The 16,692-nt window shown below is 74.4% G+C and carries 12 protein-coding genes; 3 read left to right on the forward strand and 9 right to left on the reverse strand.

What is annotated here, in order from left to right; translation table 11 throughout:
- Nucleotides 1-15: 15 nt before the first annotated feature.
- Nucleotides 16-1,575, reverse strand: a complete 1,560-nt coding sequence (locus tag E8M80_RS01095; protein WP_137123798.1) for a proton-conducting transporter membrane subunit — start codon at nt 1,573-1,575, stop codon at nt 16-18.
- 108 nt (nt 1,576-1,683) lie between these two features.
- On the opposite strand from E8M80_RS01095, the gene E8M80_RS01100 reads away from it, so the two are divergent.
- The gene (locus tag E8M80_RS01100) at nt 1,684-2,565 is read left to right on the forward strand and encodes a LysR family transcriptional regulator (RefSeq protein WP_137123799.1); all 882 of its coding nucleotides are present in this window, start codon (nt 1,684-1,686) and stop codon (nt 2,563-2,565) included.
- 15 nt (nt 2,566-2,580) lie between these two features.
- On the opposite strand, the gene E8M80_RS01105 is transcribed toward E8M80_RS01100, so the two are convergent.
- From E8M80_RS01105 to E8M80_RS01115, 3 genes are all read right to left on the reverse strand, one after another.
- Nucleotides 2,581-3,396 carry a class I SAM-dependent methyltransferase gene (locus E8M80_RS01105; protein ID WP_137123800.1) on the reverse strand — a complete coding sequence of 272 codons (816 nt, stop codon included), beginning with the start codon at nt 3,394-3,396 and terminating at the stop codon, nt 2,581-2,583.
- A complete protein-coding gene (locus E8M80_RS01110; protein ID WP_137123801.1) occupies nt 3,396-4,238 on the reverse strand; it encodes a metal-dependent hydrolase in 843 nt (280 codons plus the stop codon). Before E8M80_RS01110 ends, E8M80_RS01105 begins: the two co-directional genes overlap by 1 nt.
- A gap of 73 nt (nt 4,239-4,311) precedes the next feature.
- The gene (locus tag E8M80_RS01115) at nt 4,312-5,463 is read right to left on the reverse strand and encodes an amidohydrolase (RefSeq protein WP_137123802.1); all 1,152 of its coding nucleotides are present in this window, start codon (nt 5,461-5,463) and stop codon (nt 4,312-4,314) included.
- Here E8M80_RS01115 and E8M80_RS01120 point away from each other — a divergent pair.
- Nucleotides 5,462-7,348, forward strand: coding sequence for an autotransporter assembly complex family protein (locus tag E8M80_RS01120; protein ID WP_137123803.1), 1,887 nt, complete (start codon nt 5,462-5,464; stop codon nt 7,346-7,348). The two genes, E8M80_RS01115 and E8M80_RS01120, sit on opposite strands and share 2 nt — an antisense overlap.
- 2 nt (nt 7,349-7,350) lie before the next feature.
- The gene (locus E8M80_RS01125) at nt 7,351-11,151 is read left to right on the forward strand and encodes a translocation/assembly module TamB domain-containing protein (protein WP_137123804.1); all 3,801 of its coding nucleotides are present in this window, start codon (nt 7,351-7,353) and stop codon (nt 11,149-11,151) included.
- A 3-nt stretch (nt 11,152-11,154) separates the two neighbouring features.
- On the opposite strand, the gene E8M80_RS01130 is transcribed toward E8M80_RS01125, so the two are convergent.
- The 5 genes from E8M80_RS01130 to E8M80_RS01150 all read right to left on the reverse strand — a co-directional run bounded on the left by E8M80_RS01130 (nt 11,155) and on the right by E8M80_RS01150 (nt 16,628).
- Nucleotides 11,155-12,654, reverse strand: a complete 1,500-nt coding sequence (locus tag E8M80_RS01130; protein WP_137123805.1) for a DASS family sodium-coupled anion symporter — start codon at nt 12,652-12,654, stop codon at nt 11,155-11,157.
- A gap of 69 nt (nt 12,655-12,723) precedes the next feature.
- Nucleotides 12,724-13,878, reverse strand: a complete 1,155-nt coding sequence (locus E8M80_RS01135; RefSeq protein ID WP_137123806.1) for an NADH:flavin oxidoreductase/NADH oxidase — start codon at nt 13,876-13,878, stop codon at nt 12,724-12,726.
- A 100-nt stretch (nt 13,879-13,978) separates the two neighbouring features.
- Complete coding sequence (locus tag E8M80_RS01140; RefSeq protein WP_137123807.1) at nt 13,979-14,587, reverse strand: hypothetical protein; 609 nt, start codon at nt 14,585-14,587, stop codon at nt 13,979-13,981.
- Nucleotides 14,588-14,792: 205 nt separating this feature from the next.
- On the reverse strand, nt 14,793-15,662 hold the full coding sequence (locus E8M80_RS01145; protein ID WP_137123808.1) for a metal ABC transporter permease: 870 nt from the start codon (nt 15,660-15,662) through the stop codon (nt 14,793-14,795).
- Nucleotides 15,663-15,878: 216 nt separating this feature from the next.
- Nucleotides 15,879-16,628, reverse strand: coding sequence for a metal ABC transporter ATP-binding protein (locus E8M80_RS01150; RefSeq protein WP_137123809.1), 750 nt, complete (start codon nt 16,626-16,628; stop codon nt 15,879-15,881).
- Nucleotides 16,629-16,692 lie beyond the last annotated feature (64 nt).

Raw genomic sequence — 16,692 nt, forward strand, 5'->3', positions numbered from 1 at the left:
GTCTCCTCTCGGGTGTCAGGCGGAAGGCCGGCCGGCCCAGTTGCCGACGAGGCGGTCGAAGACGGCATTGGCATAGAGCCCGTTCGCGAGGTGCACACGCAGCCCCGCGGCCGCCGGGTGGCCCGACCAGAGCGGGAACATCGCCTGCGCGACCGCGACCAGCCCGAAGCTCAGCACGGCGAGTGCCAGCAGCAGCCATTCGAGCGGCCCGGGCGCCGGCGTCGCGGGCAGCACGCCGGCCGTCAGCCATTCCGCGCCGGTCTGCAGCGCGAAGTAGCTGACGGAGGCCGCGACGGCGAAGGCCGCGGTGCGCCGCGTCAGGATCGCGGGCGCCGCATCCGCCAGCCCCTGCGCCAGCAGGTAGGCGACGCCGAGGATCAGGATCGCGCCGAGCGTGATCGCCTGCGCCGACTTCGCATCGAAGCCGAAGGCCAGACCGATCAGCGCATAGATGGCAAGCGCCAGCACGAAGGCGCGGCCGACCGCGCGGCCATCCGGGATGGCGACGGGGCCGGGGCGGCGGATTGCCGCGACCCTCTCCACCGCGCCGCCGGAGGCGAGGAAGGCATGCGCCTTGTAGAGCGAATGGGCGACGATATGCAGCAGCGCCAGCGGAAACAGCGCCAGGCCGCATTGCATCACCATGAAGCCCATCTGCGCGATGGTCGACCAGGCGAGCGAGGTCTTCACCGCCGGCTGCGCCAGCATGGCAAGGCCGCCGAGCAGCGCCGTGAAGCCGCCCAGGATGACGAGCACCGCGAGCACGCCCGGCGCCAGCAGCAGCACGTCGGCGAAGCGGATCAGCAGGAAGCCGCCGGCATTGATGACGCCCGCATGCAGCAGCGCCGAGACCGGCGTCGGCGTCTCCATCACCTCGGTCAGCCAGCCATGCGTCGGGAATTGCGCCGACTTCAGCACCGCCGCCAGCGCCAGCAGCGCCGCCGCCCAGGGCGCGATGGCGGGCGACGCGCCTTCGCGCGCGGCGGCCAGGATGGTCCCGATGTCGAGCGTGCCATGGCCGAAGGCCAGCAGGGCCGCGGCGCCCAGCAGCGCCGCATCCCCCGCGCGCGCGACGACCGCCTTCTTGCGCGAGGCGCGGATCGCCTGGACGCGGTCGCCGTAGAACAGCAGCAGCCGGTGCAGGCAGAGGCTGGTCGCGATCCAGGCGGCGACGAACAGCGCCAGGTTGCCCGCCTGCACGAGCAGCAGCACGGCGGCGAGCGTCGCCGCCATCCAGCCCATGAAGGCGCCCTGCCGCGCCTCCCCGTCGAGGTAGGCGCCGGAATAGCGCAGCACCACCCACCCAACGAAGGCGACCAGCACGAGCATGACCGCGCTGACGACATCGAGGCGCACCGAGAGCCCGACCCCCGCGATTCCCAGCAACGGGCTCGTGCCGCCGCCCAGCCAGGCGAGCAGCGCCGCCGAGACGATCGCGACGAGAAGCGCGAGCAGCGCCGCGGCCTCCATCCGCCGCGCCAGGCCCGCCGGGCGGCGACCCGGCTGCCGGCGCGCCAGAAGCGCGGCGCCCAGCAGGATGGCGGGCGCCAAAAGGGGGATGAGGGCATGGAACATGGCAGGTCGATTCCCCGGGCGATGCGACGCGGTGCCGGCTTCTAGGCCGCGCAGAACCATCGGAAAAATACATTGTCTTGGGTTTGTCGTTCTGTTTTATGGAACGTCATGGCCGAGCTGAACTTCCATCACCTGCGCTACTTCCAGACCGTCGCGCATGAAGGGAACCTGACGCACGCGGCGGCGCGGCTGAACGTTTCGCAATCGGCGGTCTCGACCCAGATCCGCCTACTGGAGGACAGGCTCGGCCAGGCGCTGTTCGAACGGCGCGGGCGGGCGCTCCACCTCACCGAGGCCGGCCGCATCGCGCTCGACCACGCCGACGCCATCTTCGCGACGGGACGCGAGCTGCTCGCCACGCTGCAGCAGCGCGGGGGCACGCGGCGGGCGCTGCGCGTCGGCTCGCTGGCGACGCTGTCGCGCAACTTCCAGCTCGCCTTCCTCCGGCCGGTGCTCGGCCGCCCGGACGTGGAAGTGATCCTGCGATCGGGCAGCGCGGCGGAGCTGTTCAGCGCGCTGGCCGCGCTCCATCTCGACCTCGTGCTGACGAACCAGGCGCCGCCCGCCGATGCGCTGACCGCCTTCATCGTCCGCCGGCTCGACGAACAGCCGGTCAGCCTGATCGGCGTGCCGAGCCTGTGCCCGCCGGGCCTCGGCCTCGCCGAGCGCCTCGCCGTCGCCGCGCTCATCCTGCCAACGGCGGCGAGCGGCCTCAGGGCGGGCTTCGACGCGCTGGCCGACCGGCTGGGCGTGCGGCCGCAGATCGCGGGCGAGGTGGACGACATGGCGATGATGCGGCTGCTCGCCCGCGAAGGCGTGGGCCTCGCGGTGCTGCCGCCGATCGTGGTGCGGGACGAGCTCGCGAGCGGCACGCTGGTCGAGACCGCGCAACTGCCGAACCTGACCGAGACCTTCTACGGCGTCACGGTCGAGCGCCGCTTCCCGAACCCGCTGCTGGCCGAGCTGCTCGACGCGCCGGCCCGGCCCTGAATTGCGGCCCCGCGTTCAGCGCCGCCGGAACCTTCGCGCCAGGTAGAGCACCTCCCCGCTTTCGAGCGCCCCGCGCAGCTTCGAGCCCCGCATCCCCGCGAATTCCCCGAGGATCCCGCGCAGCGGCGCGAAGCGCGCGATCTCACGCGCCTTCTCCGCCTCCATGGCATCGAGCGCGGCCAGCACGCCCGCGTTCAGCACCGCCTCCGCCTCCGGCACCAGATCCGGGTGGTCGAAGGCGCGCGCGGTCGCGGGCAGCATGGCGCGGCCGCGCATGTCGGCCCATGTGAGCCAGCCGCCCGGCCGCAGCACGCGCGCGGCCTCGGCCACGAAGCGATCCATCCGGCCGTAGCAGTGGGATGATTCGATGTTGACCACGACATCGAAGGATGCATCGGGGAAGGGCAGCGCCTCGGCATCCCCGGTTCGGAAGTCGAGGCACGGCACGCCGGGATTGAGCGCCCGCGCGCGCGAAACCGTGGCGCCGGACAGGTCCACCCCCGTCACGCGCGCCACGCCCGGCCGGCGCGCGAGCCAGGCCGCGCCGCCGCCATGCCCCGAGCCCACCTCCAGCACCGCCGCGCCGTCGAGCGGCAACCCCGCGAACGCCTGGTGATAGAGCCCGATGAAGGCGCGTTCCGCCTCATCCGCCGCGTCGAGCGCGAAGGGCACGCCCGGCGGCAGGTAGCCGTAGTTCATGAAGCGCCAGCGCGGCCGTCGCCAGAGGCTGGAAATGGCCGTGTAGGTCCCCTTCCACGCCGCGCGGCGCAGCCCCGGCAGCGCGCCGGTCTCGGTCGCGCGCAGCATGCGCGCGAAGATCGCGCTGCCCATCAGGCGGGCACGGCCGGCGGGTCGTCCCGCAGCAGGCGCCGGCCCTCGGCGACCAGCCCGGCATCCGCCGCGCCGCCGCCGCCCGGATAGCCAGGGCGCATGTAGGCGAACCAGGGCCCGACCAGCCCGCGCAGGAAGCCCGGTCGGCCGAACAGCAGCCAGGCGAGGCGGAGCCGCGTGCGGAGCCCCGTCCGCACCCCCGTCGCGCGCAGCATGACGTGCATGTTGCCGATCGCGAGCCAGATCATCTGCGCGAAGACCGCGTTCAGCACCGCGACGCGCAGCAGGTAGCGCTTCCAGGGCGCGAGCCCCGTCGGCGCCGCCCGTAGCACGCGGAGCGCGACGGCGGAATGCTCCAGCTCCTCCAGCGCATGCCAACGCCAGAGGCGCCGATAGGCCGGCGCCGCGGCGTCCATCAGTTCCGGCCGCTTCAGGATGAACCGCGCGAGGCTGTAGGTGACCTGCTCGATCGCGCAGGTGGACATCAAGCGGAGCACCGGCCCGATCTCGCGGCCGAGCATCCGGTTCAGCCGCGCCTCCATCCCGGCCACGTCGTAGCCGAGGGCACCGAGCGCCGCGTTGTAGGCTTCGTGTTCCCGCGTGTGGAAGGCTTCCTGCACGGCATAGCCGCGGATCTCGGCCTGCACCTCCGCGTCGTCGATGTCGGGCGCGTAGTGCTTGAGGGAGCGGATGAAGAAGCGTTCCCCCTCCGGCAGCATCACGGCCAGCGCATCGACCACCACGGACATCATGAGGTCGCCGCCGAACCAGGCGCGGTCTGCCTGCGCTTCGATGCCGAAGCGGATGTCGCGGGCGATGATCTCGTCTGCGGGGCTGGTCATTCTGTCGTGACGCTCGAAGGGTCGGCCGGGGATACCATGCCGATCCCTACCGGGTCATGACCGAAGGCGCCGGTCAGGCGCCGGCCAGCGCGCGCTTCGCGACCTCCGCCAGGTAGCGCGCCGCGGTCGGCAGGATCTCGTCGTTGAAGTCGTAGCGCGGGTGGTGCAGCTCGCGCCCGCCATCGGCAGGTCCGTTGCCGATCCAGACGAAGGCGCCGGGCACCTCGCGCAGGAACCAGGCGAAATCCTCCCCGGTCATGGCGGGCGCCAGGTCGCGGCGGCATTCGGTCACGGCTGAGGCGGCGGCGGCAGCCAGGTCGCGCTCGGCCACCGTATTGGCCGTCACGCCAACGCCGGCGCGGAAGGAGAAGGCGGCCGTGACGCCGAAGGTGGCCGCGACGCCATCCGCGATGCGCGCGAGACCGGCCTCGATGATCGCCTGGTCCTCGTCGCGCAGCCAGCGGGCGGTGCCCTTCAGCGTGACGCGGGCAGTGATCTGGTTCTGCGCCTCGCCGCCCTCGACCACGGTCACGCTGACGACGCCACCGGCCAGCGGGTCGAGGTTGCGCGCGACGATCGACTGGATCGCGACGATCGCGTGGCCGGCGGCCACCATCGGGTCGCGCGTCAGATGCGGCAGGGCCGCGTGGCCGGCATGGCCGTCGAACACGATCTCGAACCGCGCGCCGGCCGCCATCACGGCGCGGTCGTGCACCGCGACGGTGCCGGCGGGCAGGCCCGGCCAGTTGTGCCAGCCGAAGATGCGCTCCATCGGGAAGCGCTGGAACAGCCCGTCGGCGATCATGCTGCGCGCGCCACCGCCGCCTTCCTCCGCCGGCTGGAACACGAGGCGGACGGTGCCGGTCCAGGCAGGGTCGTCGAGCAGCATCCGGGCGGCGCCGAGGAGCGCCGTGGTGTGCCCGTCATGCCCGCAGGCGTGCATCACGCCGGGATTGCCGGATTTCCAGGGGAGGTCCTCGTTCTGTTCCTGGATCGGCAGCGCATCCATATCGCCGCGCAGCCCGACCGAGCGGTTGCCGCCGCCCCGCCGCAGGGTTGCAACCACGCCATGTCCGCCGACCTTCTCCTGGATGTCGGCCACGCCCATCTCCCGCAGCCGGGCAACGACGAAGGCTGCCGTTTCGCCCTCATGCAGGGTCAGGCCGGGGTTCGCGTGCAGATGGCGGCGCCACGCGGTAAGGGTCGCGGGAAGATCGTTGCTCATGATGCCTGAACCCTATCCCGCCGTTGCGCGGAGCACCATCGCCCGCGGCGCCCTGGCCGCGCTGGCGCTGCTGCTTGCCTGCCGCACGCCCGCGGCGCAGGAACAGGCGGCGCCGCCCGACCCGCCGGGCATCCCCTACGAGGCCGATTTCGCCGCGCCCGAGGATCTCGCCGCGCTTGCCCGCGGCGTGGCGCAGACCGTGACGCTGCGGGACCGCGCGCCGACCGACGCCTTCGGGCTGATCGGCCGGGTGCGCGCCGACCTGCCCCGGCTGCAGGAGGCGCTGCGCGCCGAGGGCTATTGGGGCGGCAGCGTCGCCGCGACCATCGCCGGCCGCCCGCCCGAGGACCCTGCCCTGCCCGCCCTGCTGCAGGGCGCGACCGACCCCGTCCCGATCACCTTCACCCTGACGCCCGGCGAGCGCTACGCCTTCGGGCGCATCGGCATCGCGGGCAGCCCGGCGCAGGCCGTCGCTGCCGCGCGCGCGGCGGCGACCGAGGCCGGGGCAATCGAGGGCGAGCCCGCCCGCACCGCCGCCGTCATCGGGGCCGAGGACGCGATGCTGGCCGCGCTCCGCCGCGCCGGGCATCCGCTGGCCGCCATCGACGACCGCCAGGTGCTGGTCGACCACGACCGCCGCGCCATGGACGTCGCCTGGCGGCTCGCCCCCGGTCCGACCGCGACCTTCGACCGGCCGAGCGTGAGCGGCCAGGTCCGCACCAATGCCGGGCTGATGGAACGGACCGCCGCCCGCCGGATCGAGGGCCGCGACTATTCGCCCGAGACGCTGGAACGCGGCCGGCGCGCGCTCGCCGCGCTCGGCGTCTTCGACAGCGTCCGCGCCGAGCCCGGCACGGCGCTGACGCCCGATGGCCACCTGCCGGTCAACTACGCCGTGTCGGAGCGGCCGCTGCGCGCCATCGGCGGCAACGTCTCCTACGAGACCAATTTCGGCCTCGGCCTCGGCGCCTACTGGGAACACCGCAACCTGTTCGGCGGCGCCGAGCGCCTGCGCCTGGAGGCGGAGGCCGCCCGGCTCGGCGAGAGCAACGCCGAGAACTTCACCTACCGCGCCTTCGCCACCCTGACGCTGCCCGAGATCTGGCGGCAGGAGGCGCGGCTGACGGCGCGCGTCGGCGCGGTGCGCGAACGGCTCGAAGCCTATGACCGCGACGCGGTGCTGGCCTCGGCGCTGGCCGAGCGCGCGCTGACCGAGCGGCTCGCGCTGCAGGCCGGCCCGCTCTATGAGGCCGGGCGGATCGGGCGCTACGGCAACCTCGACGACTTCGCGCTGGTGGGCTTCGTGGGCGGCGTCCGCTGGGACAGCACGACCAGCCTGCTCGACCCGACCTCGGGCCAGCGCGCGAGCCTGACCGTCACCCCCTTCTACGAACTGAACGAGGGCACGGTCTTCACGCGCATCCTGGCGACCGGCAGCGCCTATTTCGACGTCACCGGCGACGCGCGCGGCGTGCTCGCGCTGCGCACCGCGATCGGCGCCACCCTCGGCGCGACGCGGGACGAGATCACGCTCGACAGGCGCTTCTATTCGGGCGGCGGCGGCTCGGTGCGCGGCTACACCTTCCAGTCCATCGGCCCCCGCGATTCGGGCAACAAGCCGCTCGGCGGCGCGAGCGTGCTCGAAGTCGGCGCCGAGTGGCGCCAGCGCATCTCCGGCCCCTGGGGCATGGTCGCCTTCGTCGATGCCGGCACGGTCGGCGAGGACAGCGTGCCCGGCACCGGGGATATCCGGGTCGGCGTGGGCCTCGGCCTGCGCTACCTGACCGCGATCGGGCCGATCCGCGTCGATGTCGGCGTGCCGCTCAACGCCGACCGCGGCGACGCGGCCTATGCGCTCTATGTCGGCATCGGTCAGGCGTTCTGAGCATGCTGCGCGCGCTCCGCATCCTCGGCCTCACGCTGCTGGCGCTGCCCGTCCTGCTGCTGTTCGGCCTGACCGGCGCGCTGGTCTTCGCCAACAGCGAGGCGGGGCGCGCCATGATCGCGCGCCTCGCCGGCGACCTCGTGCCGGGCCTCACGATCGAGGGGCTGCGGGGGCCCTTCCCCGCGCGCCTCGGCGTCGCGCGCCTCGTCATGCGCGATGCCGAGGGCGCCTGGGTCGAGCTGGAGGACGCGCGCATCGTGCTCGACCTGCCGGCGCTGCTGCGGCGCGAGCTGCGGATCGAGGCCGTGACGGCGCGCCGCGTCGCGCTGCACCGCCTGCCGCCGGCCGACCCCGACGCACCGCCGCCGCCGCCGCCCGACCCCGATGCGCCGCTGATCCCGGCCCTGCCCGACCTGCCCGTGGCGCTGCGCCTCGACCACCTGGCGGTGGAGCGGGTCGAACTCGGTGAAGCGGTCGCCGGCATGGCGGCGGTGCTCTCGGTCGAGGGCGAAGCGGCGCTGGCCGGCGGCGCGCTCTCGGCACGGCTCGAGGTGCTGCGGCGCGACGCCCCGGCGGAGCTGCGGCTCACGCTCGACCTCGCCCCCGGCGCCGACCGGCTGACGGCACGCCTCGATGCCACCGAGCCCGCGGGGGGCCTCGTCGCGACGCTGCTCGGCGTGCCGAATCGCGCGCTCGCGGCGCGGCTCTCGCTCGACGGCCCCGCCAGCGGCGCCCGCCTGACGCTGGACGCATCGCTCGGCGCGGACGCGACGGTCACGGCCGAGGGCGAGGTGCGCGCCGCTCCGGACGGCTCGGCCGGTGCTGCGCTGACGCTGCGCGCCGCCGCCGCGCCGCTGCTGCCGGCGGACCTCCGCGCCGCGGCGATGCCCGTCGAGGTGACGATCGACGCCGCGCTCGATGCCGCGCAACGCCTGGCGCTGCGGCGGCTGGAGGTGCAGTCGCCGGCCGGCCGCGCGGAGGCCAGCGGGAGCGTCGACCTCGGCGCCGACACGGTGGATGTCGTGCTGCGGCTCGCGCTGGCCGAGAGCACCGCGCTCGGCCCTCTGCTGCCGTCCGCCGCGCGCTGGCGCGCGCTGACCGTCGAGGCGCGCGCGACCGGCGCGATGGCGGCGCCGCAGGTCGCGCTCGACCTCGCGGTGGAGGGCTTCGGCAGCGACACGCCGCAGATCGCCGCGGCGCTCGGGGAGACGCCGCGCCTCACGCTGCGCGCCGCGCTGCCGGATCGCATCGATACACTGACGCTGGAGGGCGGCGCGCTGCGCCTGACCGCCGAGGGTGCCGTCGGCGAGGTCCTGGACGCCACCATCCGCGCGCGTGTCGCCGACCTCGCGCCGCTGGTGCCGGGGCTGGCCGGCGGGCTCGCCGCCGAGGCGCGGCTGACCGGCCCGCGGACCGACCCCTCGATCGCGGTGACCGCGCAGGGCGAGCGGCTGGAGCGCGACGGCCAGGTGGTCGAGGCGCCGGAGCTGGTGCTCAACGTCGCGACGCCGTTCTCCGCCCCGCGAGCCGACGGGCGGCTGTCGGCGCGCTATGCCGGCCTGCCGGTCACGCTCGACCTCCGAGGCCGACCGGATGGCGCGCGGCTCCGGCTCGAACGGCTGGTCGCGGAGTTCGGCCCGGCCCGGCTGGAGGCGACCGGCCTGCTCGACCCCGAGGCCGCGACCTTCGCCGGCGAGGCCGCCTTCGAGGCGACGGACCTCTCGGCCTTCTCCACGCTGGCCGGCACGCCGCTCGCCGGGCGCGTCACGCTCTATGCCGCGCTGTCGGCCGAGGGCGGGGTGCAGGGCTTCGACGCCGTGCTCGACGTGCCGCAGGCGAGCGTCGCCGGCACGCCGCTCGGCGCGCGGCTCACGGCCGCAGGCACGCTGGCCGCGCTGGAGGCGGCGCTGGAGGCACGCGCGATGGATGCGCGGCTGACCACGCGGCTGCGGGTGACCGAGGCCGCCGGCGCGCGGCGGCTCGAGATTCCGGACCTGCTGCTGCGCCGCGGCGTCGACAGCCTGCGGCTGGCCGCCCCCGCGCGGGTCGTGATCGGCGCGGATGGCGGCATCGCGGTGGAGGCGCTGGCGCTGACGACAAGCCGCGGCGGGCAGCTCGCCGCCGAAGGGCGCTGGGGGCCGGAGACGGCGGACCTGCGCGCCACCCTGAGCGCCCTGCCGCTCGCCGCGATCACGGCCTTCGCCGCGCCGGACCTCGAGGCGCAGGGCACGATCGGCGCCGAGGCGCGCATCACCGGCCCCGTCGCCGACCCCTCCGCGCGGTTCCGGCTGGAGGCGACCGGCCTCGGCGTGGCGATGGAGGCGGCGCGCGGCCTGCCGCCGGCGCGGCTGCTGCTGGAAGGCACGGCCGGGGCGCGCGCGGCGGAGGTCAGTCTCGACGCCTCGGCCGGCCAGGTGCTGCGCGCGAACGGCATGGCGCGGCTGCCGGGCGGCTTCGCGTCGGGCGCGCCGCTCGCCGCGCGCATCGAGGCGACGGCGGATCTCGGTGCGCTGGCCGGGCCGATCCTCGCGGCCGGCGCGCAGCGCGTGACCGGGCGCGCGACCCTGACCGCCGAGGCCTCGGGCACGCTCGGCGCGCCGCGCATTTCCGGGCGCGCGACACTCGCGGACGGGTCCTTCCGCGACCTCGCGCAGGGCGTGACGCTGACCGGCATCACGGCCGCGCTGGCCAGCGACGGGGAGCGCGTGACGATCGAGCGCTTCGAGGCGCGCACGCCGGGCGGCGGGACGATCGGCGCGGAGGGCACGCTCTCTCCCCTGGCGCCGGGCCTGCCGGCGGAGGTGACGCTGACGGCGCGCAATGCCCGGCCGCTCCGCTCCGACCTGGTCTCGGCGGTGTTCGACGCCGACCTGCGGCTGGCCGGGCAGCTGCTGGAACAGGCGCGGCTCGAGGGACGGGTGGTCGTGCAGCGCATGGACGTGACGGTGCCCGAGCGGCTGCCGCAATCGGTGCAGACGCTGGAAGGCGTGCGCGAGCGCGGCGACCGGCCCGCAGGCACGCCGCCGCTCGACCCGCCTCCGCCGCCCGGCGCGCCCGCGGCGCTGCCCGACATCGCGCTGGCGGTGGAGGTCGCGGCGCCGCGCGCGGTCTTCGTGCGCGGGCGCGGCATCGACGCGGAATTCGGCGGCACGCTCAATGTCGGCGGCACCGTCGCGGCGCCCGAGGTCACGGGCGGGCTCGCGCTGCGGCGGGGCGAGATCTCGATCTTCGACCGCCGCATCGCCTTCCGGCGCGGCACCATCGCCTTCGATGCGGGAACGCTGGTGCCCACGCTCGACTTCCTCGCCTCCGCCCGTGCGCGGGAGGTGACGGCGAACGTGACCGTGACGGGGCCGGCCTCCGATCCGAAGCTGGAATTCTCCTCGACGCCCGAGCTGCCGCAGGACGAGATCCTGGCACGGCTGCTGTTCGACCGGCGGGCGAGCGAGCTCAGCCCCTTCCAGCTGGCGCAACTCGCGCAGGCGCTGGCCGGCGCGGCCGGGATCGAGACGCCGGGCGCCGGCGGCATCCTCGACCGCATCCGGCGCACATTGGCGCTCGACCGGCTGGCGGTGGGGGAGGACCGCCCGACCGATGGCGGGCGCAGCCAGGGTGCGACGCTCGAGACCGGGCGCTACGTGGCGGACGGCGTCTACCTTGGCGTGCGGCAGTCGAGCGAGGGGGGCGCGCCGCGCGTCGGCGTGCAGATCGACGTGCTGCCGCGCGTGCGCGTCGAGGCCGAGACCGGCGGCAACAGCGCCGCCGGGGACCGGGTCGGCCTGTCCTTCGAATGGGAATACTGACCCCTACGGCCTGACGTAGCCGAGCCAGTCCCACCAGGTCGCCGTCAGCAGCAGCACGAGCCCGTAGCCGATCAGCGTGATGACCACGCCCGAGCGCGTGAAGTCCCGCGCCCGGAAGGTGCCCGTGCCGAAGGCCACCATGTTCTGCGGCGCGCTCACCACCAGCATGAAGCCGAAGGAGACGGTGAACTGCAGGATCATGGTCAGCCCGACCACGTTCACCGGCACTCCCGCGCGCGACACCTCCTGCAGCACGGAGATCACGATCGGGATGAAGGCGGCCGCGAGCGCGGTGGCCGAGGCGAAGCCCAGATGCACCACGATCAGGAAGGCCGCCATCACCGCCACGACCACGAAGGGCGTCGCCTGGCGCAGCGCGAAGCCGTCCACGATCAGGTTCGCGAGCCAGGCGGCGCCGCGCGTCTGCACCAGCACCGTGCCGAGCGCGATGCCGACGGCGAACAGGATCAGCGTCCCCCAGGGCACCGCGGCCTGCGCCCGCTTCCACGACATCACGCCCACGCCCGGCAGCAGCAGCACCGTCACCGCGAGGATGGTGGAGGAGGCGGTATCGAGCGGATGCAGCCGGCCCTCGGTCGCCCAGAAGCCGAGCAGCAGCAGGCCGGCCAGCAGCACGCGCTTCTCGGCCCCGCTCATGGGCCCGAGGGCGGCGAGGTCGCGCGCCACGGCCTCCCGGCCGCCATTGGCCGGCATCGCCTCCGGCGTGTGGAACCGCCAGAGCACGACATAGAGGACCGGCACCATCAGCAGCCAGAAGGGCGCGGCGGCGATGAGCCAGTCGAACCAGGTGACGGTCGCGCCCGGCACGGCACGGCCGATCAGGCCGAGGAAGGTCGCGTTCTGCGCCGCCGCCGTCAGCACCCCGACGTTCATCACCGAGCAGACCTGCGCCGAGCCGATCATCAGCAGCGACGCCAGCCGGCTGTCGCGCTGGATGCCGAAGGCGGCGATGATGCCGAGCACGATCGGCACCACCGCCGAGACGCGCGCGGTGGCCGACGGCACGAGGAAGGCGAGCAGGACGCCGACCAGCAGCACGCCCGCGAAGATGCCGCGCGGCCCGGTGCCCACGCGCGCCAGCGTGGCCAGCGCGATACGCCGGTCGAGCCCTGTCGCCGTCACCGCCGCGGCGAAGACGAGCGCGGCGCCGACCAGCGCCACTGCATTGTTGGCGAAGCCCGCGATGGCCCAGTTCCGCGCCGTCGCGATGCCGACGAGGCGTTCCGCGTTCTGCGGGTCGGGCGCGGTGCCGACCAGCAGGATGACCAGCGCCGCGATCAGGAAGGCCGAGACCGTCAGGTCCACCGCCTCGCTGACCCAGAGAACGACGGCAAAGAGCAGGATGCCGATGGCGCGCTGCCCCGCAACCGGCAGCCCGGCCAGCGGCGGCGCCAGCACGACGCCCGCCAGCACCGCCAGCGCGAGGCCGAGGCCGATCCAGCGCCGTGCCCCGTCCCCGTTCTCCGCCGCCGTCGCCGCCATGCCCGCCCCTCCCCCGACCCTGCGCGGGCGGAGCCTCGGCTCAGCGGGGCCGGCGCGCCTTGCGGCGCATCAAGCGGGCGGGTCGCCCAGCGCCGCCATCACCGCCGCGCGCTTCTCCATCCACCAGCCATGCTGCGGCGGCCAGGGGGCGAAGACCTCCTCGGTCGTGCCGGGCTCGAGCACGCCGCGCGCCATCAGCGCCCAGTTCGGGTTGGCCATGGCCTCGCGGCCGATGGCGACGAGGTCGGCCTCCCCGTTCGACAGCACCGCCTCGGCCTGGTGCGGGCCGGTGATGAGGCCGACGGCCATGGTGGCGATGGCCACCTCGCGCCGGATCTCCGCCGCATAGGGCACCTGGAAGCCGTAGCCCCGCGGCACGCGCTTCGACCCGGTGGCCGAGCCGCCGATGCCGCCGGAGGAACAGTCCACGACATCCACGCCGAGCGGCTTCATGGCGGCCGCGAAGGCAAGGCTGTCCGCCATGTCCCAGCCGCCGTCCAGGCCATCGACCGCCGAGATGCGCACGAAGACCGGCCGGTCCTCGGGCCAGGCCGCGCGCACGGCGCGGATGACGTCGAGCGGGAAGCGCATGCGCCCGGCGAGATCGCCGCCATAGGCGTCGTTGCGCGTGTTGGACAGCGGGCTCAGGAACTGGTGCAGCAGGTAGCCATGCGCGCAATGGACCTCCACCGCCTCGAACCCGCAGGCGCGGGCGCGGCGGGCGGCGGCGGCGAAGGCATCGGCGATGCGCGCCATGCCGGCGGCGTCGAGCGCGGCGGGCGTCAGGAAGCCTTCCCCGATCGGCTGCGCGACCGCCGAGACGATGTCCCAGGTCACCTCCCCCTTCGCGAACTGATCGGGGCCGAGGGGCCCGTTCCCTTCCCAGGGGCGCTGCATCGACCCCTTCCGCCCGGCATGGCCGAGCTGGATGGCCGGCACCGCACCCTGCGCACGCACGAAATCCACCACCCGCTTCAGCGGCGCGATCTGGTCGTCGTTCCAGAGGCCGAGGTCGCCATGGGTGATGCGCCCGTCGCGCAGCACCGAGACCACCTCGCTGAACACGAGCCCGAAGCCGCCGACGGCGAAGCGGCCGAGCTGCACCAGATGCCAGTCGTTCGCCATGCCTTCGCCGGCCGAATACTGGCAGAGCGGCGGCACCACGGCGCGATTCGGAATGGTGAGGCCGCGCAGCGTGAGCGGCGAGAAGAGCAGCGAGGACATGCGGGGCGTTCTCCCAGGGTCGTCGGGGCCCCAGCATGGGACGCCGCGGCGCCGGCGGCCAGGGAACGCGGCGGGGCGCCGCGCGCGGCGCCGGCCGGGCTTACTCCCTGTTGCCGCTCGGGTTGCCGTCCAGGCCGACCTCGCCGGACGCGGCGGGATGGCCGGATACCACCAGCAGCGTGGGGCGGCTGGTGATCGGCAGCTTGTTCCAGGCCGCGTAGAAGCGCGGCGCATCCTCGGGCAGGATGCCGATGCAGCCCTGCGTGCCGAGGACATTGCCGTCCGGATGGATGCCGAGCCCGCCGCGCTCGATGAAGTCGATGCCGATGCTCTCGAAGCTGCCGCCGCCCTTCAGCCGCACCGTCTTGCTCACGGATTTCATCACCAGCGCGGGCTCGAGCGGGATGAAAAAGCCCATCTCCTTCGGCTGGCCCTTGCCGGTATTGCCGGTCGGGATGCGCATGCCCTCGTTGTCCGGGAGATTGACCAGGTTCTTCACCTTCACGGCATAGAGCCCCGCCTCGATGCCGCCATTGCCCCAGGGGCCGGTGCGGGCCGCGAATTGCTCGCCGCCGAGCGTCAGCACGCCCTGTTCCATCTTGCCGACGACACGCGAGGTCGGCGGCGTGCCCTTCCCCGCCCTTCCCCGCGAGATGACCGTCGCCGCCGAGAGCTTCTTGAAGGTGAAGGTGACGCTGGTGTCGGCCATGGTCCTCTCCGGGTGCTGTCGGTCGGCGGCGGCGCCGTGTCGCCGCTGCGTCCGGTTCTGAGAGATACCGCACCGCCGGCCCGCAGCGATCTGAAATCCTTCGGGCTGGCGCCATGGGCGTCGCCGCAGCGTCCAGGGATGGCGCCTCTCGACCGCTGCGGGAGTTCATCCCCGCCACGCCCGGCGCCTTGGCGAACGCGCGCCGCTACCCCGCCATATGCCGCCGGCGCAGCAGCCGCGGCAGCAGCCCATCGACCGGCCCCGCCAGCACCGACACCGCCCAGGCCAGGCCGGCCACCAGCACGATGGCCGGCCCCGTCGGCACGTCGGCATGGTAGGAGAGCAGGATCCCCGCGAGCGACGACCCGAGCGCGATGCCGACCGCGGCATAGGCCATGCCCGCGACCTCCGCCGCCCAGTGCCGCGCCGCGATGGCCGGCAGCATCATCAGCCCCACCGCCATCAGCGTCCCCAGCGCCTGGAAGGCCGAGAGCACGTTCAGCACCACCAGCGCCTGGAACGCCAGGTGCCAGGCGCCGCCACGCGCGCCGGCGGCGGCGGCGAAGGACGGGTCGAAGCATTCCAGCACCAGCGGCCGCCAGGCGAAGGCGAGGACGACCAGCGTGAGCGTCGCGACGCCCGCCATCAGCAGCAGCGCGGCGTCATCCACGCCGAGCACGTTGCCGAACAGGATGTGCGACAGGTCCGCCGCCCCGCCGCCGCCCATCGAGATGAGCGCGACACCCGCGCCCAGTGCCACGAGGTAGAGCGCGGTCAGCGTCGCGTCCTCCCGTCCCCCGGTGGCGCGGGAGAGCGCGCCGGCGCCGACCGCGACCAGCAGCCCCGCGACCAGCCCGCCGAACCAGAGCGCGGGCGCCGAGAGCCCCGCCAGCAGGAAGCCGACAGCGACGCCCGGCAGCGCGCCATGCGCCAGCACGTCGGCCGTCAGGCTCATCCGCCGCAGCACGAGGAAGACGCCAAGGACCGGCGCCGAGACGGACAGCGCGAGGCAGCCCACCAGCGCGCGGCGCAGGAAGCCGAATTCGGCGAAGGGGGCGATCAGGAGGTCGTGCATGGCGGATCCGAAGATGGGCTTCGCCCCTCTCCGGGCCTCACCCCACCAAAGGCCGACGGGCCTTTGGAAACCGATGATTGGTGCGGCGCCTCGAAAGGTCGGCGCCAAGGTGATGGTTTCCAAAGGCCTTTCGGCCTTTGGCCGGAGGGGTTTGGGGAGGGCGGAGTCCTCTCCAAGGGAATCTTCGGTTTGGGGAAGGCGGAGCCCTCCCCGTCGTCACGCCGCCCGGTGGCAGTGCTCCGCCTCGTCCGACCAGGCCTCGGCCATCATGCGGGCGCGGAGCCGGTTGGCCGCGCTCAGCGCCTGCTCCGTCGGGCCCCAGGCAATGGCATCGCGCGCGATCATCAGCGTGTCCGGGAACTCGCGGGCGACGAGGTCGAGGTCGTGCAGCACCGCGACGACGGTGCGCCCCTGCCCGTGCCAGTCCCGCACCAGGCGCAGCAGGTCGGCCGAGGTCTTGGCGTCCACGGCGTTGAAGGGCTCGTCCAGCAGCAGGATGTCGGCGTCCTGCACCAGCAGGCGGGCGAACAGCAGGCGCTGCGTCTGCCCGGCCGAGAGCGAGCCGACCGCGCGGCGCTCGAAGCCCCCGAGACCGACGGCGGCGAGCGCATGCTCCGCCCGGTGCCGGTCCTCGGTGGAGGCGCCGCGGAAGGCGCCGAGGCGCGGCCAGAGGCCCTGCATCACGACGTCGCGGCAGGCGATGGGAAAGCCGCGGTCGAGCGCGGCCAGCTGCGGCAGCAGCGCGATGCGGGCCGTGCCCTCGGCGGCGATCCGCCCGCTGTCGGGCTTGTGCAGCCCGGCGAGTGCGCGCAGCAGCGTCGTCTTGCCGGCGCCGTTCGGGCCGACCACCGCGGTCAGGCTGCCGGGCGCGAAGCGGCCGGAGACATGGTGCACGGCCGGGCGCCGGCCATGCGTCAGGGTCAGGTTCTCGAGCACCAGGCCCGCGGGGCTGCGGCGCGCGTTCATGCCGCCATGGCCCAGAGCACGGCCCCCCACACCACGGCCGCCACGCCGGCGGCCAGCAGCAGCC

This window comes from Roseomonas sp. HF4, from assembly GCF_005222755.1.
Lineage (GTDB): Bacteria > Pseudomonadota > Alphaproteobacteria > Acetobacterales > Acetobacteraceae > Neoroseomonas.

Excerpts from the sequence above, each read along its gene's own strand:
- E8M80_RS01110 (WP_137123801.1), bottom strand. The coding sequence starts at position 4,238 with ATGACCAGCCCCGCAGACGAGATCATCGCCCGCGACATCCGCTTCGGC.
- E8M80_RS01150 (WP_137123809.1), bottom strand. The coding sequence starts at position 16,628 with ATGAACGCGCGCCGCAGCCCCGCGGGCCTGGTGCTCGAGAACCTGACC.
- E8M80_RS01105 (WP_137123800.1), bottom strand. The coding sequence starts at position 3,396 with ATGGGCAGCGCGATCTTCGCGCGCATGCTGCGCGCGACCGAGACCGGC.
- E8M80_RS01140 (WP_137123807.1), bottom strand. The coding sequence starts at position 14,587 with ATGGCCGACACCAGCGTCACCTTCACCTTCAAGAAGCTCTCGGCGGCG.
- E8M80_RS01115 (WP_137123802.1), bottom strand. The coding sequence starts at position 5,463 with ATGAGCAACGATCTTCCCGCGACCCTTACCGCGTGGCGCCGCCATCTG.
- E8M80_RS01100 (WP_137123799.1), top strand. The coding sequence starts at position 1,684 with ATGGCCGAGCTGAACTTCCATCACCTGCGCTACTTCCAGACCGTCGCG.
- E8M80_RS01120 (WP_137123803.1), top strand. The coding sequence starts at position 5,462 with ATGATGCCTGAACCCTATCCCGCCGTTGCGCGGAGCACCATCGCCCGC.
- E8M80_RS01145 (WP_137123808.1), bottom strand. The coding sequence starts at position 15,662 with ATGCACGACCTCCTGATCGCCCCCTTCGCCGAATTCGGCTTCCTGCGC.
- E8M80_RS01130 (WP_137123805.1), bottom strand. The coding sequence starts at position 12,654 with ATGGCGGCGACGGCGGCGGAGAACGGGGACGGGGCACGGCGCTGGATC.
- E8M80_RS01095 (WP_137123798.1), bottom strand. The coding sequence starts at position 1,575 with ATGTTCCATGCCCTCATCCCCCTTTTGGCGCCCGCCATCCTGCTGGGC.
- E8M80_RS01135 (WP_137123806.1), bottom strand. The coding sequence starts at position 13,878 with ATGTCCTCGCTGCTCTTCTCGCCGCTCACGCTGCGCGGCCTCACCATT.
- E8M80_RS01125 (WP_137123804.1), top strand. The coding sequence starts at position 7,351 with ATGCTGCGCGCGCTCCGCATCCTCGGCCTCACGCTGCTGGCGCTGCCC.